Genomic DNA, 24048 nt, shown 5'->3' with positions numbered 1-24048 from the left:
AGCCAACCAATTTGCGATCCAGTTCGGGTCGCGATTTTTTTGATTGAGCGCATGCGCTCAATCAAAAAAACAACCCCAGACCAAAACATAACCAAAGACCCGAAACACAAACTTTCGGACACGCCCGCGGCAGGCAGACGACAGTCTTGCCTTTGATGTAAGGATAACCCGCCGCATCCACAAAGGTGCCGTCGGCTTTACGGAAGCGGACTTTACATGCGGCGGCGGGATTGAACTCGAAGCGGCTGTTGCTGAAGCGCATGAAGAGGCCCTTCATTGGCTCGTAGTGGTTCGCCTCCTTCGTCTCACTGTCATAGACCTCGACGAATACAGGGGCGCTGCGGCTCTGTTCACCGACTTTCTCAGCGGTGAAGAGGGCACGGCTGCGGACTTCTCCGGCCTGTCCCCAATGGCAATTGAGGTCGATGTTCATGCTGTCGAAGTCCCAGTCCTCGGGTGCGCCTGTGGGAGTGCTGCCGCCGGTGGTGAGGCGGTAACCGATGAGGTCATGACAGGGGGCGATCTTCCAGCCCTGGGTCGCCCAGTCGATGACGATCTCGCTGAAGCAGCAGAGGGTGGCATCAATGGACGGGGTGGAGGTGCCGAGGCGGAGGATGATCTCGGCGACGAGGTCGTCCTTGGTCTTGGTGCCGCGATAGACGGCCTGGGTGGTGGTGGCGTCGCCCACGGAGGTGGGGCGGACGATGTATTGGAATGAATCGCTCATGGTGGGGAGGTTCGTTGGAGTTTGTATGTTGGGTTTATGGCGCTTCCTCGGCGCTTTAGGTTTGGCGGGTTCAGGCCAGTTTCCGTTCCATACGGCTTGGGGTGAGTCCCAGGTAAGGGGCTCGCCTGTCTGTGGATTTACAGAATTCCATCGTAACGGCTCTGGCATGGTGGCTTCAGTTTGACGTTTTCTCTGACGATGGCAGGAGCACCCATTGTTTGGGGCAACGGGTGCGCTGTCCAGATGGTTATACCGGAAATGGGGTGCGGCGTTACAGAATTATTTACGGTAAAGTGAAAACAAGTGCAGGGCATGGCTGCGCCGCCCCGTGGACAGCCCGCCACCGTCAAGGTGTGCTACCTCTGACTTCAGTTAGACTGGCTCACTTCCCGAATACTTCTGCCTCTTTGCGGAAGCCATCCTTCACGACGGTGTCGCGGATGTTGTCTTTGGTTACGGCGGCGATGTCCAGCAGCACACTTGGCACGGCGACTTTGCCGTTGTCGGTCTCCTATTTGGCGATGAGGGGCTGGCGTTTGGCGAGCTTGAAGGCGAGGTCGGCGGCGCGTTTGGCGAGCTGGGTGAGCGGCTTATAGACGGTCATGGTCTGCGTGCCGTAAGGGGCCTGCGGGAATCATTCCTCGTCTCAATGCAAAAGCCCGGTCGCTCCTGGACCGGGCCTTTGACTCGCATGGAATGCGCAGATCCAGATCACTCGTCGCCACTGGCCTCGCTGCGCCTGGGGCAGATGCCGCGTTTCGATGGCGCGCTGACGAAGTCGAGGAGGCGGGAGGCGGGCTCCTGCCACTCGCGTTCACGAGCGATGGCGATGGCCTGGGAGAGGTTTTTGCCGGAGCAGAAGAGGAGCTTGAAGAGTTCCTTGATGGCAGCGCGCTGTTCGGCGCTGAAGCCTTGCCGGCGGAGGCCGATGACGTTCAGGCCGCTGAGCCGATTGATGCGCACGGCGGAGCAGAAGTGGGGGATGTCTTTGCCGAAGCCGCCATTGCCCTGAATGACGCAGGAGTCGCCGATGCGGATGAACTGATGAAAGACAGCACCGCCGCCGATGAAGGTGTTGTTTCCGACCTGGATGTGACCGGCGAGCAGGCAGGCGTTGGCGAGGATGTTTTTGTTCCCGAGCTGTACGTCATGGGCGAGGTGGGCCCCGGCCATGAGGAAATTGCCATCGCCCATGCGAGTGGCGCTGCCGGGCTTGCTGCCACGGTGGATCGTGACGTGTTCGCGGATGACGTTGCTCGCGCCGAGGATGACACTGCTTTCGATCTCAGGTTTGAAGCCGAGATCCTGCGGCTCGCCGCCGATGATGGCGGCGCGTCCGATGACGGTGCCTTCGCCGATCTCGACATGACCGACGATCTGCGCGTGGGCCTCGATGCGGCAGCCTGCGCCGATTTTGGCCGGACCGTCAATGATGACGTAGGGGCCGATCTCGACGCTGGGGTCGATCTGGGCCGAGGGATGAATGACGGCGGTGGAATGGATCATCGCGGCGCGCTGAGGAGATCACCAGACGCGGCGGAGCAAGCGGCCCACAGGTCCCTGCGCGGAGGCAGGTTTGGTGTACCGAGGCTGGTCGTCATCGCCGCCGGAGGTTTCCGACACATAGAGAGGGCCTTTGTGGTCGGTGATCTTGATGCTGTCGATCTCGATGCGGGCGATGGGGCAGTCGTTGCTGTCCACGGGCATCCTTGAAATGCGCTCCAGCACTTCGAGACCGGAGACGACCTGACCGAAGACGGTGTATTTGCCATCGAGCGAGCCGTAGTGACCGAGAGCGAAGTAGAACTGGTAACCGTTCGAGCGCTTGGATGGGTTCACCTTGTCGCTCTTGCGGCCCATGGCGATGGCACCTTTGCGGTGGGGGCGTTTGATCTCAGCCGGGACGGTTTTGCCTTCACCACCTGTGCCCCAGCGATCTCGGGCACCTTCATCGGAGGTGAGAGGATCACCGGTCTGGACGATGAATCCCTCGACAGCACGATGGAAGGCGAGGCCCTTGTAGGCATCAGTTTCGACGTTGTCGAGAAAGTTGGAGACAGTTTGGGGAGCGTCCTGTGGATAGAGCTCAAACATGACGGTTTCACGAGTGCCACCGAACTTGATCTCCATGACGGCGAGCTTGTGCGAGGAGTCTTTTGTCCAGGCGGCGGGGTCATCCAGCTTTGGGCCGGAGAAGGTGGTCTTCTTGCCCGTGGTGCTGACCTGGGGAGCGCCGGGGAAGTTCAGGGGCTGGTTGGACGTGGCATTGCCTGGACCAGCGGCACGATCAGCGGCTTCAAAAAGCTTGCGCTGGGCTTCGTCGGCGATTCGCTCGATGGCAGGCAGGGCAGGTGCTGCTGCTGGTGTGGCAGGCGGCGGAACGGTGGGGGAGAGTTCCTGGGCACCGAGGCTGCCAGACATCCATACGAGCGTCAGGATGGAGAAACGGGAGAGTGACAGTTTCACAACGGGAGAAAGCGGATGTTCGGAGTGGGATTCAGATCTTCGGTTCAGCGAAGAGTGGCGGGGACGCTCGGCGCAGGTGCGGCGCTGGGTTCTGGAGCCACTGAGGGAGGCAGGGCATTCACGCTTTCCCGAGCTGGTGCCTGGGCGGCAGGCGCTGGCGCAGCGGCAGATGTCGTAGTTCCGGTATCGACGTATTGATAAACGCGGCGTGGTCCGCCTTTGGATTTGCGTGGTTCCAGGCCCCACTGGACATCGAGGCGATCCAAATCCGACACGGTTGGGTTCACAGCATCAGCCCTCCCGCCCAATCCGCAGGAAGTAAGACTCAGCAACGAGGTGGCACAGACAAAGAAGAAAATGGAACGCAGCAGGCTCATTGATTCAGATGGGCAGATATTTTGAGTTGAGGGACGATACTAGACATTTCACCTCCGACTAGCAACACGGAATCCGCTCCTGCTGATCCCTGGCGGATGTAGGCGAGACCGACACAGCGGCCTGTGACAGGTTGGCGTGCGACGCTGGTGATCACGCCGATGTCACGCTCGCCGAGATGGAGGTGACTTCCGGCGGTCACCTCGGCGTCGTCTTCGGTTTCCCAGGCGATGAGTTCGCGAGGCATCTTGCCAGTCGTTTTGATGCGGGAGAGGATCTCCTGGCCGATGTAGCAGCCTTTGCTGTAACTCATGGCGGTTTTCTCCAACCCGGCCTCCTGGGGGAAGGTGTCCGCGTTCAGTTCATTCGGCCACGCCGGGATGCGCTGGAGGATGCGGAAGGTCTCGGCGTCTCTGGTGGATAGCGGAGGTAGGACGGAGGAGGGTAAAGCTGATGAGGCGGGGAGCCAGAGGTCGTAACCAGGAATGCCAAAGCGGGAGCTTTTAATGACACGGGCTCCTTCTTGCTCAAAGCCCTCCTTTACGCCGATCCAGTGCCAGAGCTGCCACTCCTCGCTGATGTCTTCAAGGACGGCATCATCAGCGATGATGTAGCGCTCCAGGCGCATCCCGAGCGTTTCGCGCAGGTCGGCTGAAGCATCGAAGATGAGGCTTTCTCCCTCAGTGTGAAGGTAGATATCGCCTTCGATGCGGCCTTTGACATTGGTGATGCAGGCGTGGAGCGCGGAGTCGGCACGGGCGGTGCGGACGTCGTTCGTCACCTGACCATTCAGGTAACGCACACGGTCCGCGCCGGAGAGACGCCACTTGGCCCGAGTCGAGAGATCGACCCAGGCTCCGGTGGCGAGGATGGTTTGATAGAGGTCGGCGTTCATGCCAGAGCAGTTACGCGTGCCGCCCCTTGAAGGTCAGCTCGGCGATGCCGGACTTGTCGAGTTCACCGAAGCCGAGCTTCACCATCTTTTCATACTGCGCGGTGGTGGCATCATTCAGCGGCAAAGTCAGGCCCAACTGGCGGGCGACGGTCTGCGCGATGCCGCTGTCCTTCGCGGCGTGATCGGCGGAGAACCAGCAGTCATGCTCGCGGGCGCACATGTCGCCGCCATCGGTTTCCAGCACGCGGCTGTTGGCTCCGGTCTGGGAGAAGACCTCGCGGATCATGTTCAAGTCGTGCCCGAGGGCATCGGCGAGTCCAAGACCTTCGGCGAGGCCGGCGGTGTTGATGTTCATGACCATGTTCACCAGCGCTTTCACCTCCGCCGCACGGCCTGGACCACCAACGAAACGACGATTCACGCTCATCTGCTCGATCATCGCGCGCACTTGTTCATACACAGCTTCGTCACCAGCGAGCATGAGGTAAAGTTTACCCTCACGCGCGTGGCTGATGCTGGAGGCCATGCAGGCTTCCAGGCTGCTCGCACCGACCTTTTTCGCGGCCTCGTAAAGCTCGCGATGGATGGCTGGCGAGAGCGTGGCGCAGTTGATGAAGATCTTGCCTGCCGAGCCGGTGAAGAGGTTGTCGCCTGCATTGAAGAAGATGCTGCGCATGGCGGCGTCATTGGTGACCACGGTGAAGATCACATCGGCAGCGGCGGTGACTTCGGCCAGCGTGGTGGGTGCGGCGCAGCCGAGTTCAGCGGCGAGACTGTCTGCGGCAGAGCGGTTCACATCAAACACAGCACTGACGGTGTAACCGCAGTCCTTCAAGCGGCGGGCCATGTTGGCTCCCATGCGACCGACTCCGACAAAGGCGACTTTCTGACTCATAAAATAAGGGGTGTAGGTGGGTTGGAAAAGAAGGCCGCCATCGTGGCGAGCGACAGGCAAAAACGCAACTCCGCAGACGTCTGTGTTTCAGGCGGGTTTCATCCCGCTCTGTCCGGCGGCTTGGAGGATGAAACGTTTCATCGTGAAACGCAGCCGGGCGGTGAGGAAGAGGATGACCAGAAGGATCAATGATTCCTCCCATTCGCCCTGCCAGATATCGAATCCTTGGAGCGCAAAGAGGAGCATGAGCAGGCCCAGTTCCCATCCGCGCATCCGAATCCGACAGCGGACACGAGTCAGGGTGCGTCCCCCCGCGTGGTATTCCGTGACGGTCAGCACCGAGCACCTCAGGTGGGACAGCACGGGCGTCTCCAAATCATGTCTTCGCCAGCCGGTGTCGGTTTCAGATTCGTGGCCGGCGGCTTTAAGGACTTCCGCCAAGTGTGTGAGGAAGGTTTCGCGGCCAGCACCGCTTTCGCTCCAGAATGCCCATTCACCCAGCGGCAGACTGATGCGGCGCGGTTTCGCTGGCTCGAAGACCTCGCGCAACGTCGGTTGCCAGCTCGGACGAGCTCCAAGTGAGATCATGCCGCGAAGTCGCGCACCTTCACGGACGATGGGATGCAGCCAGCAGAGCACGAGAAGCTGAATCTGACCAAACACGGAAAGCTCATGTGGCGGGCAGGGCAGGGCGCTGCGAAGGCAGAGCGCGGCGATGATGGAAAGAATCAAAAAGGCGAGAGCCAACCATCCCCAACCGAGCAAAAGCGCGATGCCTGCGAGCGCGATCCAAAGCACGCCGCTCAGCCAGTCGAGAGGGCAACGTTTTGACTGTTGATAAATGCCTTGGAACAGCCCGAGTCCCAACGGCCCGTGGAAAATGCTGCCTTCAGCGAGATCCTGTGCCGGGGTGGCATCGCCATAAATGGCACCGCGCCAGCGTGCTCCGCCGATGGGACCGAAACGCTGCGGGTGGTCCTTCATGAGGAGAGCCTCGGCATGACCGTAACCGCGCTGCTGCCGGAGATAGGCGCTGAAACTGCGGCGACGATGATGCCAGACCATGGCTCCCGGCATGAAGCGCAGCCGCCCACCCGCCTCGCGCAGCCGCCAGCAGACATCCACATCATCGCCCGCCGTGCGGTAGGCCTCGCGGAAGCCGCCGATGGCTTCCAGCGCGGCTTTGCGAATAGCGAGATTGCAGCCGGGGAGATGCTCTGCCTCGGCGTCATTGAGCATCACATGTGCTGGAGCCCCAGGTGCTGCAGCGACGATGGCCTCCGCCTGATTGCGCGGCGCAGGTGGGATGTTCGGGCCACCGCAGGCGACCCATTGAGGATCATCGAAACCGGCTGCGATGTACGCAAGCCAGTCTTCATCGACGAGGCAATCATCATCCGTGTAGGCGAGGATATCTCCACCTGCCTGCTTCATGCCAAGATTGCGCGCTGCGCTCAGTCCTGCGTGCTCCTGCCGCAGGTATCGAACTGCCGGAAAAGCCGCTGCAATGCTGGCGATGTCCTCGGTGGACCCATCGTCGATCAAAAGCACCTCGAAGTTGGCGTAACGCAATCCTTGCAGTGACTCCAGGCACGAGCGCAAAGTGGTGGTGCCGTTGTAAGTGCAGACGATGACGGAGATCTTGGGGGAGTGAGTAGTGCTCAGTGCGCAGTGCTCAGTGGACTGAGAACTGCGCACTGAGCACTTAGCACTTTGCTTTTCAGCTCTGTGTCCATCCACGATCCCAAACTTCCACCGCGTCACCGCTTCACCACCACGGAACCATTCATCCGTGTAGCTGAACCACACCGTGCCAGCCACGGCTGCGCGGCGGCACTCCTCCTCAAACCAGGCGAAGACCTCAGCCTGCGCAGCTTCGCCATGCGTGGCGGAATCCAGGCCGAACTCGGAGATGAGCAACGGCTTGTTTCCCGCCAGATGATGCAGCCGCTGGAGATACGCAGCGAAATTCGCCCGTTGCTCCAGATACACATTCACCGTGAGGAAGTCGGCGTTGCGAGGGATCAGATACTCCGTGCTCGGGTAGGTAGCGTAGCTGAAAAGCTGGTTCGGGGCGCAGGTGCGCCCAGCGTGGATGAGTCGCTCCAGAAAGCACTGCACTCGGCGAGGTCCCATCCAGCGAACGAGGGTCTTTTCGATCTCGTTGCCGACGAGGAAAGCGATGACACAGGGATGATCCCGCAACCTCGTGGTCACGGCACGGACCGTTTTCAGAACCTCCCGCTTCAAGGCGCTGCTGCGTGTGAAATCGACATGATCCGTCCAGGCGATGCCGACGATCAGCTTCAATCCGAGCCTCGCGGCTTCTTTTAAAAATGGCTCCGAAGGAGGGTGATACAGCCGCACCTTATCGAATCCGAGATGCTGGATGTGAGCGAGATCCGCCACGAGTCGCCCATCCTCCGGGAAGGACTCGCCGCCTGAATTCGGGCAAAAAGGACCGTAGCTGATGCCGCGCAGGAAGATTTTTTGATCCCCTTGGCGGAAAAATTTCCCTGCTGTCACCACGGGCATGCGGGCCGCGTTTTCAGCGGGCGCAGGGTCGGTGGAATCAAGGCAGAGAGGCATGGGGGGGGGGGGGGGGCCAGACATGCCGTAGCTGGCAGCTTGCTGCAACTTGCAGAGCATGGGTTGATTTATGTGACCGACTCGCCAATCTCGGCCCCTCCCATGAACGACACACTGAAGGTTCTCAGCGGCAGCGCGCATCCCGAGCTGGCCAAACTCATCTGCCAAAATCTCGGCCTCCCCCTTTGCGATACCCAGCTCACCACCTTCCCGGATGGCGAGACCTTCGTGCAGATCCGCGAAAACATCCGCGGTCGTGACATCTTCATCGTGCAGCCTACCTGCCCGCCCACGAATCAAAATTTGATGGAACTGCTCATCATGGTGGATGCCGTCCGCCGTGCCAGTGCCGACCGAATCACCGCCGTGCTGCCGTTCTTTGGCTACGCCCGCCAGGATCGCAAAGACCGCCCACGCGTGCCCATCACGGCGAAGCTCGTGGCGAATCTTCTCGTCGCCTCCGGTGTGAACCGCGTCCTCACTATGGATCTCCACGCCGGGCAGATTCAGGGCTTCTTCGACATCCCCGTGGATCATCTCTATGCCGGCCCGGTCCTCATGAAGGCCATCAAGGAGCGTAACATCACGGACCTTGTCGTCGTCTCCCCTGATGTCGGTGGCATCAAGATGACCCACGCCTATGCCAAGGCATTGAAAGCACCGATGGCCATCGTCGCCAAGAATCGCGTCAGTGCCGATGAAGTCGAAGCTCTGAACGTCATCGGAGACGTGAATGGAAAAAACGTCCTGCTCGTGGACGACCTCACCGAGACCGCAGGCACGCTCACCGCCGCTTCCGAGTTGCTGCTCAAGCATGGTGCCAAAAACATTTACGCTGGTGTTTCTCATGCCGTGCTGGGTGAAAAAGGTCGTGGTCGCATCGCCAAATCTCCCATCATCGAGCTCTTCGCCACGAACTCCGTGCCCCTCGCCTATGGGGAAAAAGTGACCACGCTCGATATTGCTCCCTTGCTCGCTCAGGCCATCCGCCGCATTCACGGGAACGAGTCTGTTACATCTCTCTTTGACATCTAAACATCGGCGTGTAGTCTCACGCCCCTTTTTCCACCCCTAAAACTGTTCAGGAGAACTCTCTGACCATGGCTAAAATCCTCGACCTCATCGCCCAACCTCGTACTGTCATCGGCACCGCTGCAGTGAATCGCCTGCGTAAATCAGGCAACACCCCAGCAGTGGTCTATGGCCGCAAAACCCCTCCTGCGAATGTACAGGTGGACACGAAGACCTTCACGAAGATCCTTCAACACAGCGCCTCGGACAACATCCTCGTCAGCCTCAAGCTTTCCAGCGGTGAGCAACTCGCCCTCGTGCAGGAAGTGCAGCACGATCACCTCAAAGGTGGTATCACCCATGTGGACTTCCACGCAATCGCCATGGACGAAGAAATCCATGCCGAAGTGCCAGTGGAAACCGTTGGTGAAGCCCCAGGCTTGAAATTTGGTGGCCTCATTGAGGCTATCCATCACAGCCTCGAAGTTCGCTGCCTGCCGAAAGATCTTCCTGAGCACATCACCATTGATGTCTCCCACCTCAATCTCGGTGAGTCCGTTCACGTGGGTGAACTCAAGCTCCCTGAAGGTGTCCGCACCAAGCTGGGCGCTGATATCGTCATCGTCTCCTGCGTCGAGCCGAAAGTGGAAGCCGAACCTGAGCCTTCCGCCGCCGCTGCTGCCAAGCCTGCTGCCGGTGCCAAAGCCGCCGCCCCCGCTGCCGGTGCCAAAGCTGCAGCTCCTGCGGCCAAGGCTGCTCCAGCCAAGAAGTAACCCCTTTCCGAAGTCTGATTCCTGCCGCCTGCGGTGCCCGCTGATGATCCATCTACGCGAGACCCAGGCGGCTTGATTCCCAAGCTTATCGTCGGACTCGGCAACCCAGGACTCGATTACCGAGACACCCGTCACAACATCGGATTCATGGTCGTGGATGAGCTGGCACGCAGACTTGGTATTTCCTTCAAGGAGGAAAAGAGCTGGCATGGCCTCGTCGCTAAATTTGCCAATGGCTTCCTGCTCAAGCCGACCACGTTTATGAACGACTCCGGGCGCAGCGTCCGTGCTGTGGGTCAGTTTTACAAAGTCAGCCCTGCTGAAACCCTCGCCGTTTATGATGATGTCGATTTGTCGCTCGGGCGTCTCCGTCTTCGCCTTTCTGGCAGTGCGGGCGGTCACAATGGTATGAAGTCCCTCATCAGCACTCTCGGCACGGATGCTTTTCCCCGCCTCAAGTTAGGCATCGCGGCTGAATCGGGCCGCCCCAATGGGGATCGACTCGTCGGGCATGTGCTCGGCAAATTTCGTGATGAAGAAGCAGCCACGCTGCGGATCGTCATCGAGAATGCCGCAGATGCCGTCATCAGCGCCTTGCAATCTGGTCTGAGTGCGGCCATGAACCGCTTCAACCAATCTTCGTCTCTCTAAAAAATCCCCCAACAACCTGCTACAAGATGAAACACAACTACGAAGCCCTCATCATTCTCGACCTCAAAGGCAAGGATGAATCCGTCGAAACCCTCGTCACCAACATCAGCAAAGACTTCGAGAAGGCCGGCGCCAAGCTCGAACAGATCGACCGCATGGGCAAACGTGACTTCCCATACAGCCCCCGCCACGTCACCAGCGGTTATTATGTGAAGTATCACGTCAATGCTGAAAGCAGCGCCCTGGATGCCGTTCGTGCCAAGCTGAAGCTCAACGAGAGCGTTTATCAGCAGTATTATCAGCGCGCCTAATTGCCGCTGGTAGTTCGCTACTTTCGACCTGACCTCCCGATATCGCTGTCGGGAGGTCAGGTTTTTTCATGGTTGTGAGTTCTTCACCAGCTTGTTCTTCTCCAAAGACAGGGCAGATTTCCCGATGCTTCGCTTCCTCGCATTTCTCTGCCTAACGCTGGCCGTCGGCCTGCCGTTGTCGGCTCAGGAACGCGCGAAGGCGCCCGCAGATGGTGTCCTCGATGACACTCGTGCCTTTAGTCCTGGAGCGCGCGATCAACTGGCGCGTGAGATCAAAAAGTTTCGCGAGGAGTTCGGCGCGGATGCCTGGCTCGTCGGCATCACCTTTCTCCCGAAAGGGCAGGATCTCCGGGCGGCATCCATCGCCCTTCGCCGTGCTTGGAGTGGCGATGGAGACGCCATTCTGCTCATCTACGATCGATCTATGGACAAGGAATCCCTGACGATCTCTCCGCGAATTTGGGAGCGGCTCCCGACCGCTGAAATCTTTCGTCTGCGCGAGTCTCTCCGCCAGATTACCTCGGATAAATCCAAGACTCCTGAAAACCGTCTGCGTGAGGGAATGCTGGCCGTGATGCGCGGCCTCACCACCATTCAGGCACGTGAAGCCAAGGTCTCCCAAGTTTTTACGCACGACTTCTTTCGTCTGGCAAAGGCCTTCGCCATTGCCCTAGCATCAGGTGCCGTCGTGTTCGGATTGCTGGGTATCTTCATGCGCCGCCGTGACATTCAGGCCGCACGCCAGCGCCTGCTCCCGCAGATTTATGCCACACCACGGCTCGGGGCTCCTTTCAGTGGCGGCGCAGCGGTGGGCTGGCAGGATCACTCGACTGAACCCGCGTGAGGTATTGACCGCAGCTCGCGTTCTCTGTCAGTATCGTATTTCCCATGAGTCGCGCCATCACCACCCTCCTCGCCGCCGTTCTGACCACCTCCGCCATCGCCGGGGACACTTACCATGTTTATTTCGGCTGCTACACGAATGCCAAGTCCGGCAGCAAAGGCATCCACATCTCCAAGTTCAACACCACCACCGGAGATCTCAGCGAACCTGATCTGGCTGCAGAAACAGGCAGCCCCAGTTTCCTCGCCATCCATCCTTCGAAAAAATTCCTCTACTCCGTCGGTGAGATGGGCACGCCCGGCCAGAAGGGCGGTGCCGTCAGTGCCTTCAGCATCTCGCAGCCAGATGGCAAACTGACGTTCATCAATCAAGTCTCCTCTGTCGGTGCCGGTCCCTGCCACATCTCCGTCGATAAGACAGGCAAGATGGCCATGGTCGCCAATTACGGCGGTGGTAGCGTCGCCAGTTATTCCATTCAGGACAAAGGTGGCCTCAGCGAGGCGCAGACCTTCGTTCAGCACGAGGGCAGCAGCGTGAATCTCAAGCGCCAGGCCGGTCCTCATGCCCACAGTCTGAACACCAGCCCCGACAACCGCTTCGGCTTCGCCTGCGATCTCGGTTTGGACAAAGTGCTCATCTACAAACTCGACCCTGCCACCGGCAAGATGACCTCCCATGGCCACGCCACCGTGGCTCCTGGCAGCGGCCCCCGTCACTTCGCTTTCCATCCGAGCGGCAAATATGCCTTCGTGAACAATGAGATCCTCATGACCGTCACCTCCTTTGCCTACGACGCGGAAAAGGGCACGCTCACCGAGATCGCCACCGTCTCCACCCTTCCCGAGGCTGACCGCAGCAAGACCGGCCTGAGCACGGCGGAGACCGTCGCCCATCCGAATGGCAAATTCGTCTATGTCTCCAATCGCACGCACGACACCATTGCCGTCTTCTCCTGTGATCCTGCCACGGGCAGACTGACCCTGATCCAAAACGCGCCTGCCGAGGGTGAGATCCCGCGCAATTTCAATCTCGATCCCACCGGCAAGTGGATGATCGTCGCCCACCAGAACAGCAACACCGCTGCTCTGTTTAAAGTCGATCAGGACAACGGCAAACTCAGCTTCACAGGCAAGAAGATCAAGGTCGGCGGCTGTGTCTGCGTGCGCTTTCTCGCCGTCGAGTGAGCTGCGCATCTTTGCAGTTGTTGCCGATGCGTTGTGATGGTTGATCCCAGAGATGTTTTTCGACACGCACACGCATCTTGGCAGCCACAAATTTGACTCGGATCTTCCCGACATCCTCGCCCGTGCCCGCGCGGCTGGCGTGACGCGGATGCTCGTTCCTGCCACGGATCTGGTGAATGCCCGCAAATGCCTCGCCATCGCCGAACGTGAGCCCGATGTGCGCGTCGCCGTCGGCATCCATCCCTGTGATGTGGACAGCGTTTCCGGCTCGGACTGGATCTCCGAACTCCGCGAACTCGCGCAGCATCCCAAGGTGGCAGCCATCGGCGAAATCGGGCTCGATTACTTCCACGCACCGCCCGAGGGTTTTGATCTCGAAGGCTGGAAAGCTCATCAGGCAAATTGTTTGAGACTCCAGCTCGATCTCGCCTGCGAACTCGGTTTAAACGTCGTGCTGCACAACCGCGAAAGCTGGGACGATCTCGTTGCCCAAGTCATGCCCTACAGCGGGCGGCTGCGTGGCGTCTTCCACTGCTATACCGGCACGCTAGAGCAGGCGCAGCCGTTGCTGGAGGCCGGGCACCTCATCTCCTTCACCGGCATCGTCACCTTTAAAAACCCTGGCCCCGCCGGTGAAACCGCACGCGAGGTCCCGGATGGCAGCTACATGCTGGAGACGGATGCCCCCTACCTCGCGCCCGTGCCACATCGCGGTCAGCGCTGCGAGCCCGCCTATGTCGCTGACACCGCCCGCGCTGTGGCGGCCATGCGTGGGCAGAGTGCGGAGGAGGTGGCCCGGGTCACCACAGCGACCGCCTTGAAGTTCTTCCGAGGATTTGATGGAGAATAATCTGAATACCTTGGGCCAACACGCAGTCCCAACACGCAACCATGAAAACTTCACTCCGCCTCCTAGCCTGTGCCGCCGTCTGCGGTCTCGCCCTCTCCTCTTGTGTGGTTGACCCCTACGGCTACCCCGTCGCAGGTGTGGGTTATCCGGCAGCGAGTTATTCCAGCGTTAGCTACTACGATTCGGACCCTTATTACAATGTCGGCTACGGCTACAATTCCGGCTACAGCCCCTACTATTCGCCGGTCTCCACGAGTTTCTCTATCTTTGGCGGCCGCAGTTATGGAAACAACTGCTACAGTCCCGGTTATTACTCCGGCGGCCATCATCACAGCAGCAGCCACTCCTACCACAAGCCCGTGTCTTCGAGTCATCACTACGCTTCCCAGGTCACGCGCCCATCCACCTTCCGTGGCAGCTCCGTCTTCAGCAGCCCGCCCACCAGCCCCAGCATCTCCGCACCACGCACTCTTTCCCGTCCGTCGGTTCGTTCCGCCCCTTCGCCATCGCCGAGCCGTAGCTACAGTGCCCCATCACAGCCCCGTCCAAGTGGCCGTGCAGAGCGCTCAAACCCTGGCGTCGCCAGCTTTTCCGCTCCCTCCAGCTCACGCAGTACCGTGAGCCACGTCTCCTCTTCCTCGGGTCGTTTTGGTGGCGGCGCTCCATCGGCTGCGCGCCGCAGTCGTTGATTCTCAGTTCGCTGTTCAACCCAGAGGGTTAGCAGCCTGTAGATTGGGGGATGAGCTTCGGAGATGAATGTATGCGAAAGATTCGGATTCCGGCGCACCGCCTTGTTCCCAATCTAGCACCCCCAACTCATCCGCCTGAAAGCGATATCGCAGTCGCTTCACTCCAGGGCGCTCCGCGACTCTCTCACTTGCTCGCAGGCAGGGCGCGAGGGATTTCCTCGATCGGCATGCCGAAGCGGATGGTCTCCTCCATGATCTGGGTGCGGCGGGACTCGATCTGATTTGGGCTGTTCGCGGGGTCGCGATTGTTGACGATGTTTGGCTGGATGAAGATGAGGAGTTCATCCCGCTGGGTGGTCTTTTGGGTGGTGCCGAAGAGGTGCTTCAGCACGGGCACTCGGCGGAGAAAGATAGCTCCGCGTTCATTGTTGCCGGTGCGCTCGGTAACGAGTCCGCCGAGCACGACGGTGGCCCCATTTTTGACGGTGACGGTGGTCATCAGCTCCTGCGTGCCGATGGTGGGCACGGTGTTTCCCGAGATGATCTGCTCGCCCACGATGTTATCATTGATCTGAGCGATGCGGAGCGTGACTTCTTTGTCGGAGTTGATCAGCGGGACGATCTCCAGCTTAAGAACGACATCGCGGTAGTCGATGCTGGCGCTGGTGGCGGCGATAGTGCCGACTCCGGAGGCATTGGAAAGGATGTTCACCGGCACGGCGATGCGCTGGCCGCTGGAGATGGTGGCCTTGCCGTTGTTCATGATGTGCAGGCTGGGGCTGGAGAGCACTTTGAAGTTCTTGTTCCCTTCCAGCACTTTGATGTAGCGGCTCAGGGCTCCGAGTTGACCGTAAAAGCTCATCGCAGCGGTGCTCAGACCCTCGCCATTCCATGGCAAGTCGAGTGCTCCTGCTACGCCGGTGCCGCCGGGTGTGGTGACATCCTTCTGGCGCAGTGTGAAGTCATCGAGCGCGTTGAGGAAGTCGAAGCCGTAGTTGAATTCGCCGCCGAGACTGAGCTGGCCGATGATGGTGCTGACATAGACCTGCTGCGGGCAGATATCCATTTCCTCGATCAGCTTGTCGATGACTTCGATGTGCTCGGGCGATCCATTCACGACGAGGCTGTTCGACTGTGGATCGGCGATGAGGAGTGTCTTGCCGACGATGACCGACTCAGGCGCGGAGTCGGCGTCGGGGTCATCGAGCATGCTGCGGTTGGCGCGGTTGTTGCCTTGCCCCTGGCCCTGGCTGCCGGTGTTGAAGCCGAAGGCTCCGCTGCCGTTGTTGTTGCCAAAGCCGCTGTCGGAATTGCGGTTCGCGGCGTCGGTGGAGGGGCTGTTGGACGAGCCGCTGGGGCGTCGGCGACTGCTGCTGCTGGAGCCTCCACCGAGTCCGCCGGAGCCGGAGTCGTTCTGGATGTCGGTGTCTTTCGCGAGCGCGTTGTAGGCCACGGGGAGGAAGTCGCCCACGTCGATATAGCTGAGTTTTCTCTTCAGGAAGGTGACGCTGTCGGTCGGTTGGTCGAGCTTTTCGACGAGACCGCGAATGTAGGTGATGTCCACTGGCCGGGCGATGACGAGCAGGCTGTTGGTCCGGCGATGCGGGATGACTTTGACCTTGGCGACGGCGGGGTTGGTGTTGGCCGAGTTCAAGGCTGCCTGTGCCGTAGTTGCGGCAGCGCGCGGGAGATTTGGAGCGGCTGGCACTGCGGGGGTAGAAGGCGTGCTGGTGGCGGCGGCATTTTGCGCCGCTTCTTCGCGCTCTTCGAAGATCTCGCTGATGATCTCAGCGATGCTTTCCGCGTCACTGCGCTCGAGCTGGATCATCTCGTTGGCGATCTCCGCTGGCGGCACGTCGATGACCTTGGCGATTTCGTAGATGCTGCGGATGGTGACGCTATTTTCCGTGATGATGAGCGCGGCGGAGTTCGTCGCTGGGGTGATGGAGCCGAAGGAGTTGAGTTTGATCACCTGCTGAAAGGCCTTCGAAGCCTCGTCCGGCGAGATGTGCTCCAGCGACATGACAAAGTGGCAGATCTCCTCCGTCTGCGGCAGGTCGTGGATGGCGGTGTACACCTTGAGGCCGTGGGACGCGGGGTTCTTGCCGCCGCTGTGGTGGATGAGCTTCACCGTCTTCGCATCCACGGGGATGATGGCGTAGCCATTGAGCAAAAGAGTGGCCTCGATGTAGGCGATGGCCTCTTTGATGGGCAATGGCTCAGGTGCCACGATGCGCAGGGGCTCCCCCTGGAGAGCGGAGTCCTGGATAATCTTTTTCCCGGTGATCTGGGTGTAGAGAGGGATGATCGCCTGGACGGGGACGTTTTGGAAATTCAGCTTGATCGTCGAGCTGCTGGAGACCTCCTTTTGTGTGAACTGGCCGGGTTCATTCGCGCCTTCATCGACGGTCGGGGAGATCTGGGCCTGGGCGGTCAGGCAGGCTCCGGTCAAAACCGCAAACAGGGCGAGCACGTGGGCTGCTCGATGAGTTGGGCGGAGGCTGTTTGGAAGTCGCATGAGGGTGGAAAGTAGTCTTTAACTATAATTTTCATAGGAATGAGGGCAATTAAAATATTTGGAAATGTTAAAATTCAGGGCGCGGAGCATCGACGCAGGCTCAAAAAGGAGATCGAACTTCCAAGCTAGGTCTCCAGTTTGGCAACAAGCTCAGGGAACGAACTCGGAAGTTCGTTTTACATCTCCGCTCTGAAAGCCGGAATCACCACCCCACGGGCTGCGTCCACGCCTTCTGCACATGATCAGGCTGCGGCGGATTCACCATCGGCTGGTCAGAGATGACGATGGCGCGGACGTAGAGTTCATCGCCGGTCAGGGTGTAGCTGGGCTCCAGGCTGTCGCTGCTGGCGAGGAGCTTGCCAATGTCGGCCCCGTGCTGGAGGCGCTTGGGCTGCGGGTCGGCGGCGGGGGCATCGACCTCCTTCACGGCGCGGTCGTAGTTTTTCAGCGTGCCACGGAACTCGGTGCGGTATTTTACACCAGCTTTGCCCTGGATCTTCAGGCGCAGGGTGCGGGTGGTTTTATCAAAAGACACGTCATCGAGCGAGACGCCCGTGGAGGCGTAGAAATCTCCGCGCTGCATGGCTTCGACGAGGACATTGGCGTCGAGTTTGGCCGCACGGACCATGACCCAACCGCGTCCAGGCGTGGTCGCGCCGCCGTGGTAGTTGTGGCTGTCATCGGTGCCGACACCGAAGAGCGGGGCTGCCTTCAGCTCGGCGATGCGGATGGTGTTCGCGATGTCCCAGATGCGCTCGTGCTCGGAGTCCACGCGCGTCGCCTCGCCGCCGTAGTAGATGCCGGGGTGACCGTTGTAGATCTCGAAAAAGCGGTCCTCGATGACATGGGCGAGGTCATCGGCAGTCAGAGCCCAGCGGAAGTTCGGGTGATTGATGTGCGCGATGATGGGGCGGCCTGTCTTCACCGACTGCTCGGCGATCATCTGGAGATTCACCCGCATCGTCTCGCGAATGGTTTTCACGTCCTTCATCGGCTGGATGGCTTCGGTGAGGTTCACCGCATTGATGTGGATGGGTGCTTTTCCAAAGCCAGCGCTGACCTCCTCCGCCTGCACGAGCAGGTATTTGCCGGGCTCTTCGAGCTTTCCGCGATACTCTTCCAGCGTCTTCAGCCGCACCTCGAGTTCGCCTTTGGCGTTCGTCCGTGTCTCCACCCAATCCGCGCCGAACTTCTGCTTGTACTTATCGAGCACCTTGGGCCCGAGAGCGATTTTCTTCTTCTCGATGCTGGCCTCCGTGACCCACTTGTCGCCGACCGCGAGCGTGTTGTGATCGGACAGGCAGAGGAAATCATACCCCTGCTCTTTATACCAGGCCGAGATCATGTCCGGGAAGTCATTGCCATCACTCCAGAGGGAATGCGTGTGCGTGTTGCCCTTGAACCAGCGGAGGTCATCAGCGGAGAGCAGGGCAGGGAAGAGAAGAGCGGCGAGGATCGGGAATCTCATGGGAAGGTGTCTTGAACGTCGGCCAAGGCTCGTAACCATCACGCTCTCTCATGACCGACCGAATCGAAACCGCCCTTGCCAACACCCGTGCTCATCTTTTGTCGATGCGGAATGCGGCGGGGCACTGGGTAGGGGAGCTTTCCAGCAGTGCGCTGAGCACGGCGACAGCCATCGTGGCGCTGCATGGGGTGGATGCGGAGAAACACACCGCTTTGATCGAAGCTGGCGCGCGCTGGCTGGTGGCGAATCAAAATGCAGACGGTGGCTGGGGTGATACGACGATCAGCAAGAGCAACCTCTCGACGACGCTGCTGTGTTGGAGCGCGCTGCACCTGGTAGGGACTCGCTGCCCCGCGTCCGAAGCGTGGATTGTGAAGCAGGTCGGCTCGCTGAAGCCGGGTGACATCGCGAGGGCGGTGATCGCGCGGTATGGGAAGGACAAGACCTTCTCAGTGCCGATCCTGATGTTGTGCTGCATCGGCGGGACGCTCGGGGCGAATGCCTGGAAGCGAGTGCTGCCGCTGCCGTTTGAGCTGGCGGCGTTGCCTCGTCATTGGTTCGGGACGGTGGGGATGCCGGTGGTGAGTTATGCGTTGCCAGCGCTGATTGCCATAGGCTACACGCGCTTTAAAAATGCACCGCCAGCGTGGTGGAATCCACTGCGCTGGCTGCGCGGAGTTTTGTGGAAACGCATCTCGCCGATGCTGAAGACGCTCCAGCCGAGCAGCGGTGGTTATCTGGAGGCGACGCCACTGACGAGCTTCGTCACGATGGCGCTGGCGGCAGCGGGAGAGAAAGATCACCCCTGCGTGCCGGGAGCGGTGGCTTTTTTGACGAGATCCATGCGCGCGGATGGAAGCTGGCCCATCGACACGAATCTGGCGACCTGGGGCACGACGCTCTCAGTAAAAGCGCTCGGTGAACTGGAGCCCGAGACTCGCGAGTGGCTGCTCGGGCAGCAATATCAGGACGTGCATCCTTTCACCAATGCCGCGCCCGGCGGCTGGGCATGGACAGATCTTCCTGGTGGTGTGCCGGATGCGGATGACACGGCGGGGGCGCTCATTGCACTTCGAACAGGAGATTCGGAGATGGGGAGGATTGCAGCGGGTATCACCTGGCTGCTCGATCTGCAAAATCGTGACGGCGGCATGCCGACCTTCTGTCGCGGCTGGGGCACGCTGCCGTTTGATCGCAGCTCGCCGGAGCTGACGGCTCATGCGCTGCTGGCGTGGTGGCTTTGGCTGCCGGAGTCGCTGCAAAGTCGCATCGTTTCGGCGACACAACGTGCTTTAAACTATCTGCGCAATACGCAGCGTGCCGATGGCTCATGGATTCCTCTTTGGTTCGGCAATGAACACGCGAAGGACGAGGAAAATCCAGTCTATGGCACGGCGATGGTCGTTACCTATCTCTCGGGCACACCTGCGCTGGCGGAGCAATGTGGTGATCTCATTCAGCGTGGGCGCGACTATCTACTCGGTCAGCAAAATGCAGACGGTGGTTTTGGCGGAGATGTGAATTCACCCGTGACCATTGAGGAGACGGCGGTGGCGGCTTGGGCATTGCTTGGCGGGGATGAGCGAACTCGGAAGTTCGCTCTGCTGGCTGTGGACTGGCTTTTGTCAGCGACGAAGGATGGCACACACTTTCCATGCGCGCCCATCGGGCTGTACTTTGCCCGGCTGTGGTATCACGAACGGCTTTACCCGGTCGTGTGGACTACTCAGGCGCTGAGGGCTGCACGCGGGTGATCAGACTGGTGGCACCCACTCCTCCATCGCGAGACTGGCGGCACCGAGGGCACCGGCGTCGTCGCCGAGCGTGGAGGGCACGAGTTGGATTTTCATGTCGGGGAGTTGAGGCGGCAGCGTGGTGACGAGAGCAGAGATCTCCTGGCAGAAGTTCTCGCCCAATGAAGTGAGCGGGCCGTGGAGGAAGATCTTCTCGGGATCGACAAGCAGCTGAACGCTGCGGACGACGCGGGCGAAGTCGAGCACGACGGCTTTCCACTCAGCCGACTCTGGTGTTGCGGCCTGCACGAGCGCTGCGCGGAGATCCTCGGGCAGCGCAGCATCTGGAGCGAGCTTGGCGAAGCGGCGGTACACAGATGTGGCGGAGAGGACATCATGCATGGCCTGGGTGCCATCTGGCTGCGGCCAAGCCCAGAGCCCTACCTCGCCAGCGACTTCGTGGGCTCCGCGCAGGAGTTCGCCATTGTGCATAATGCTCATGCCGAAGCCGCTGCGAGGGCCGAACACGACGTAGTCGGTAAGGTCTCGTCCATCACCGAACCAGCGCTCGGCCAGGGCGATGACCCGGAGGTTGTTTTCGAGCGTGGCTGGCACACGGAAACGTTGGCGGAAAAGATCAACGATGGGTACATCCTTCCAGTGCTTCACAAAGGAGAAGTAGCGTGCCATCCCCTTCTTGCGGTCCACGAGTCCGGGTGCGCCGATGCCGATGCCGAGCAGCGGCTCGCTCCGCCCGGCGGCCAGTTTTTCCAGCATCTCCACCAGCGTGCGCAGCACCGCAGGCATGTCAGGCTGATCGGGCAGAGTGCGGCTCTCGGCAGCCAGCAGCTTGCCGGAAAAGTCCACGCTCACGGCCTGCACGCGGTGCGCATTGAACTCCAGTCCGCCGAACCAGCCAGCATCTGGCACGAGCCCGAGCACGCGCTGTGGGCGGCCCACATTCGCCTTCTCCAGGCCGAGTTCCTGGACGTAGCCCATGGCGGTCAATTGATCGACATAGAGCCCGAGCGTGGACGCGGAGGCATTGAGTGCTCTGGCCAGTGCGGTGCGTGAGACGGCTTTGCGGCTCCGCAGATGGAGGATCGTGGAGGCTAGCAGGGCACGGTGGTCAGAGGGCTTTCGGCGCATGGTGTGTGCTACCTTTTGCCGAATGTGCAGCCATCATGCGAGAATATATTCGTGGAAGTTCGTTGCTGTGGCAGCCTCGGGGTGTCGATGCGCTGCCATTTCACTCTATTCATTCTTCTGCTCGCCTCATGCCGCCCCACTTCGGTGGTGCCGGTGAGTTGGGATTTGCTTGATGATAAAAACGCCGCGCTCTGGCAGCAGGCAGGCATTCCCGACGAGGGCAGGATCTCGGTGGCGAAAGGAGAACTCACGATGTCCATCGGTGCGCCGATGACGGGCTGCAAGTTTCCGAACTGGACCGGGCTCGGCCTCCCGGGCACGAGCTACTCCATCAGCTATGAGGCGACGCGCGTGGAGGGAGATGACATCTTCGCCATGTGCACCTTTCCCGTCTCCAGCCATGACGCTCATGCCACCTTCGTGCTCGGTGGCTGGGGCGGCACGGTCACCGGCATCTCCAGCATCGACTTTTCAGACGCGAACGAAAACTCCACGCGTGGCGAGCAGCGCTATGAGAACGGCGTGTGGTATCGTGTGCGGATCGAGGTCCGCCCCGAGGACATCCGCGCCTGGGTCAATGATCGCCCCATGGTGAATGTGAGCATCAAAGGCCGCAAAGTCGGCTTGCGGACTGGTTTCATTGATCACTGCCTGCCCTTCGGATTCGCCACCTGGAACACGATGGGAAAGGTGCGGAAAGTGAAGGTGAATGTTCTACGCTGAACTGTTTAGGCGGCACGTTTCAGCGAACCACTCAGGTTCCCTGACTTGGCCGGGGATGGAAGTGTCTGGCTGGAAAGCCAACCAGGACAGAAATCCTTTCCAAGGCCCCGCTCTCGGGCCGCCCTGGATGCCAGCCCGCCTTAACAAGGCCCAAACGATGGCCGGTTGAGCAGATTTTGGGCAGGCGGAGCACGTTCGGCCATGCAATCGACCTCAATCGCGCAGGCCGAGCTGCCTAGCTGGTCTGATTTCAGCCCTACCCTCACCCTTGACCCCAGAGCGCATCCATCTACTCTCCGCGCCCGTTTCCCCCCACCCAAAAAAACACACTATGAGCACACCGACCACCCATGAGTTCCAGGCCGAGGTGAAGCAGGTCTTGGACATCGTCATCCACAGCCTCTACACTGACCGCGAGATCTTCATCCGCGAGCTCGTGTCGAACGCCGCCGACTCCCTGGAAAAGATGCGCCTGACGCAACTGACTGAGAAGGAAGTCTTCCAGTCCGAAGCGCCCCTGGAGATCACCATCAGCTCCGACGAAACCGCCGGCACCATCACCATCTCGGACACCGGCATCGGCATGACGCGCGAGGAACTCGTGGAGAACCTCGGCACCATCGCCCACTCCGGCTCGAAGGCTTTCGCGGCTGCTTTGAAGAACGCGGGCAAGGGCGGCGATGCCTCCCTCATCGGCCAGTTTGGCGTCGGCTTCTACTCCGCCTTCATGGTGGCGGATGAAGTGCAGGTCTATACCCACTCCTGGCGCGGCGAGGGCGAGCACCTCTGCTGGACTAGCACCGGCGCAGGCACCTACACCATCGATGAAGCCCCCGATCAGGCACGCGGCTGCCGCATCGTCATCAAGCTGAAGGAAGACGCGAAGGAGTTCGCCAAGGAGTGGACCGTGAAGAGCGTGCTCGGCAAATACTCGAACTTCGTCGGCTTCCCCATCACCCTGAATGGCGAGCGAGTGAACACGGTCGAGGCCATCTGGCTGAAGAGCAAAGACAGCGTCACCGAGGAGGAATACGAAGCCTTCTACAAATTCACCGCCAAGGCTTTCGACAAGCCGAGCTACCGCCTCCACTTCCAGGCCGATGCCCCGCTCGTCATCAACGCGCTGCTTTTCCTGCCCGAACAAAACATGGAAATGTTTGGCATGGGCCAGATGGAGCCCGGCGTCGGCCTCTACTGCAAAAAGGTCCTCATCGACCCGCATCCGCCGAAGCTCCTGCCAGACTGGATGCGCTTCGTGCGCGGCGTGATCGATAGCGAAGACCTGCCGCTGAACATCTCCCGCGAGTCCATGCAGGACAGCGCCCTCGTCCGCAAACTCGGCGAAGTCGTCAGCAAGCGCCTGCTCAAGTTCCTCGACAAAGAAGCGCAGGACGACCCGAAGAAGTTCCAGGAGTTCTACGCGAAGTTCAGCCGCTTCATCAAAGAAGGCGTCGCCACCGATCACGCGAACCGCGACACCATCGCCAAGCTGCTGCGTTATGAATCCAGCCTAACTGAAAAGGGCGAGCAGGTAGGCCTGGGCGACTATGTGAAGCGCATGAAGGAGGAGCAGACGGCCATCTATTACCAGACCGCTCCGAGCCGCAGCGCCATCGAAGGCGGCCCGTATCTCGAAGCCTTCAAGTCGAAGGGTTACGAGGTCCTCTTCCTCTACGAACCCATCGACGAATACGTCATCTCCAGCCTGCCCGAGTTTGAAGGCAAGAAGCTCCAGGCCGTGAACAGCCCAGATGTCGATCTGGGTGATGTGGCGCAGGAAGGTGAATCCCTCAGCGAAGAGGAAACCACCGCCTTCACCGGCTGGCTGAACGAAGCTCTGGCCGAAGGCGTGGAGGAAGTCCGCGCCAGCAAACGCCTCGTCAATGCACCGGCTCTGGCCATCACGCCGGAAGGTGAGATGACCCCGCAGATGCGCCAGATGATGAAGGCCATGAAGCCCGACGAAGTCACCGCACCGAAGGTCATCCTGGAGATCAATCCCCGTCACGGCCTCGTGAAGAAGCTGAACAACCTCCGCAGCAGCGATGCTGATCTCGCCACCCTGCTCAGCGAGCAAATCCTCGACAACGCCCTGCTCAGCGCCGGCCTGCTCGATGATCCTCAGCGCGTCGTCACCCGAACCGAGAAGATCATGGCGCGCATCGCGTGAAGTCCTCACTATCCGCGCCGGGCGCTC

At 60.2% G+C, this 24048-nt stretch carries 21 protein-coding genes; 11 read left to right on the top strand and 10 right to left on the bottom strand.

All coding sequences use genetic code 11. The features are described from left to right. Nucleotides 1-61: 61 nt before the first annotated feature. The 7 genes from AC6FTP_RS11485 to AC6FTP_RS11455 form a co-directional block, all read right to left on the bottom strand. Entirely contained in the window at nt 62-727 is a 666-nt protein-coding gene (locus tag AC6FTP_RS11485; protein ID WP_497207059.1) for a hypothetical protein, read from the bottom strand. Nucleotides 728-1438: 711 nt separating this feature from the next. Continuing rightward, nucleotides 1439-2233, bottom strand: a complete 795-nt coding sequence (gene lpxA, locus AC6FTP_RS11480) for an acyl-ACP--UDP-N-acetylglucosamine O-acyltransferase (RefSeq protein WP_497207058.1) — start codon at nt 2231-2233, stop codon at nt 1439-1441. Nucleotides 2234-2251: 18 nt separating this feature from the next. Continuing rightward, entirely contained in the window at nt 2252-3193 is a 942-nt protein-coding gene (locus tag AC6FTP_RS11475) for a peptidylprolyl isomerase (RefSeq protein WP_497207057.1), read from the bottom strand. 44 nt (nt 3194-3237) lie between these two features. Further along, complete coding sequence (locus AC6FTP_RS11470) at nt 3238-3570, bottom strand: hypothetical protein (protein WP_497207056.1); 333 nt, start codon at nt 3568-3570, stop codon at nt 3238-3240. Then, nucleotides 3567-4463 (bottom strand): CAF17-like 4Fe-4S cluster assembly/insertion protein YgfZ, encoded by an 897-nt coding sequence (gene ygfZ / locus AC6FTP_RS11465; RefSeq protein ID WP_497207055.1) that lies wholly within the window; start codon nt 4461-4463, stop codon nt 3567-3569. Before ygfZ ends, AC6FTP_RS11470 begins: the two co-directional genes overlap by 4 nt. Before the next feature lie 10 nt (nt 4464-4473). After that, nucleotides 4474-5358 (bottom strand): NAD(P)-dependent oxidoreductase, encoded by an 885-nt coding sequence (locus tag AC6FTP_RS11460; RefSeq protein ID WP_497207054.1) that lies wholly within the window; start codon nt 5356-5358, stop codon nt 4474-4476. 87 nt (nt 5359-5445) lie between these two features. Then, nucleotides 5446-7947 carry a glycosyltransferase gene (locus AC6FTP_RS11455; protein WP_497207053.1) on the bottom strand — a complete coding sequence of 834 codons (2502 nt, stop codon included), beginning with the start codon at nt 7945-7947 and terminating at the stop codon, nt 5446-5448. A gap of 102 nt (nt 7948-8049) precedes the next feature. On the opposite strand from AC6FTP_RS11455, the gene AC6FTP_RS11450 reads away from it, so the two are divergent. The 8 genes from AC6FTP_RS11450 to AC6FTP_RS11415 all read left to right on the top strand — a co-directional run bounded on the left by AC6FTP_RS11450 (nt 8050) and on the right by AC6FTP_RS11415 (nt 14260). Then, complete coding sequence (locus tag AC6FTP_RS11450) at nt 8050-8982, top strand: ribose-phosphate diphosphokinase (protein WP_497207052.1); 933 nt, start codon at nt 8050-8052, stop codon at nt 8980-8982. Nucleotides 8983-9047: 65 nt separating this feature from the next. Beyond that, a complete protein-coding gene (locus AC6FTP_RS11445; RefSeq protein WP_497207051.1) occupies nt 9048-9731 on the top strand; it encodes a 50S ribosomal protein L25 in 684 nt (227 codons plus the stop codon). 72 nt (nt 9732-9803) lie between these two features. Further along, on the top strand, nt 9804-10382 hold the full coding sequence (gene pth / locus AC6FTP_RS11440; protein WP_497207050.1) for an aminoacyl-tRNA hydrolase: 579 nt from the start codon (nt 9804-9806) through the stop codon (nt 10380-10382). Nucleotides 10383-10408: 26 nt separating this feature from the next. Further along, complete coding sequence (rpsF, locus tag AC6FTP_RS11435) at nt 10409-10693, top strand: 30S ribosomal protein S6 (RefSeq protein WP_497203254.1); 285 nt, start codon at nt 10409-10411, stop codon at nt 10691-10693. A gap of 124 nt (nt 10694-10817) precedes the next feature. Continuing rightward, complete coding sequence (locus AC6FTP_RS11430) at nt 10818-11537, top strand: hypothetical protein (RefSeq protein ID WP_497207049.1); 720 nt, start codon at nt 10818-10820, stop codon at nt 11535-11537. Between the two features lie 44 nt (nt 11538-11581). Next, the gene (locus tag AC6FTP_RS11425) at nt 11582-12721 is read left to right on the top strand and encodes a lactonase family protein (protein ID WP_497207048.1); all 1140 of its coding nucleotides are present in this window, start codon (nt 11582-11584) and stop codon (nt 12719-12721) included. 52 nt (nt 12722-12773) lie between these two features. After that, entirely contained in the window at nt 12774-13571 is a 798-nt protein-coding gene (locus AC6FTP_RS11420; RefSeq protein WP_497207047.1) for a TatD family hydrolase, read from the top strand. 41 nt (nt 13572-13612) lie between these two features. After that, the gene (locus AC6FTP_RS11415; RefSeq protein ID WP_497207046.1) at nt 13613-14260 is read left to right on the top strand and encodes a hypothetical protein; all 648 of its coding nucleotides are present in this window, start codon (nt 13613-13615) and stop codon (nt 14258-14260) included. A gap of 184 nt (nt 14261-14444) precedes the next feature. Here the strand turns inward: AC6FTP_RS11415 and AC6FTP_RS11410 are convergent, their stop codons facing one another. Together AC6FTP_RS11410 and AC6FTP_RS11405 are read right to left on the bottom strand one after the other, a co-directional pair. Continuing rightward, nucleotides 14445-16778 carry a secretin GspD/PilQ domain-containing protein gene (locus AC6FTP_RS11410; RefSeq protein ID WP_497207045.1) on the bottom strand — a complete coding sequence of 778 codons (2334 nt, stop codon included), beginning with the start codon at nt 16776-16778 and terminating at the stop codon, nt 14445-14447. Nucleotides 16779-16980: 202 nt separating this feature from the next. Next, nucleotides 16981-18246, bottom strand: coding sequence for a PHP domain-containing protein (locus AC6FTP_RS11405; RefSeq protein WP_497207044.1), 1266 nt, complete (start codon nt 18244-18246; stop codon nt 16981-16983). Nucleotides 18247-18296: 50 nt separating this feature from the next. Here AC6FTP_RS11405 and AC6FTP_RS11400 point away from each other — a divergent pair, with 50 nt between their 5' ends. Continuing rightward, nucleotides 18297-20000 carry a prenyltransferase/squalene oxidase repeat-containing protein gene (locus AC6FTP_RS11400; RefSeq protein WP_497207043.1) on the top strand — a complete coding sequence of 568 codons (1704 nt, stop codon included), beginning with the start codon at nt 18297-18299 and terminating at the stop codon, nt 19998-20000. Here AC6FTP_RS11400 and AC6FTP_RS11395 read toward each other — a convergent pair whose 3' ends face one another. Next, nucleotides 20001-21128: an ROK family protein gene (locus AC6FTP_RS11395; RefSeq protein WP_497207042.1), complete on the bottom strand. Its 1128-nt coding sequence runs from the start codon at nt 21126-21128 to the stop codon at nt 20001-20003. 87 nt (nt 21129-21215) lie between these two features. On the opposite strand from AC6FTP_RS11395, the gene AC6FTP_RS11390 reads away from it, so the two are divergent. Next, nucleotides 21216-21851 carry a LamG domain-containing protein gene (locus AC6FTP_RS11390; protein ID WP_497207041.1) on the top strand — a complete coding sequence of 212 codons (636 nt, stop codon included), beginning with the start codon at nt 21216-21218 and terminating at the stop codon, nt 21849-21851. Between the two features lie 331 nt (nt 21852-22182). After that, nucleotides 22183-24021 carry a molecular chaperone HtpG gene (gene htpG / locus AC6FTP_RS11385; RefSeq protein WP_497207040.1) on the top strand — a complete coding sequence of 613 codons (1839 nt, stop codon included), beginning with the start codon at nt 22183-22185 and terminating at the stop codon, nt 24019-24021. Nucleotides 24022-24048: the final 27 nt, after the last annotated feature.

Origin of the sequence: Prosthecobacter sp. (assembly GCF_044378005.1) — a bacterium.
GTDB lineage: Bacteria > Verrucomicrobiota > Verrucomicrobiia > Verrucomicrobiales > Verrucomicrobiaceae > Prosthecobacter.
The sequence above is the reverse complement of the archived record's forward strand: the minus strand, read 5'-3'. Positions and strand labels throughout refer to the sequence as shown.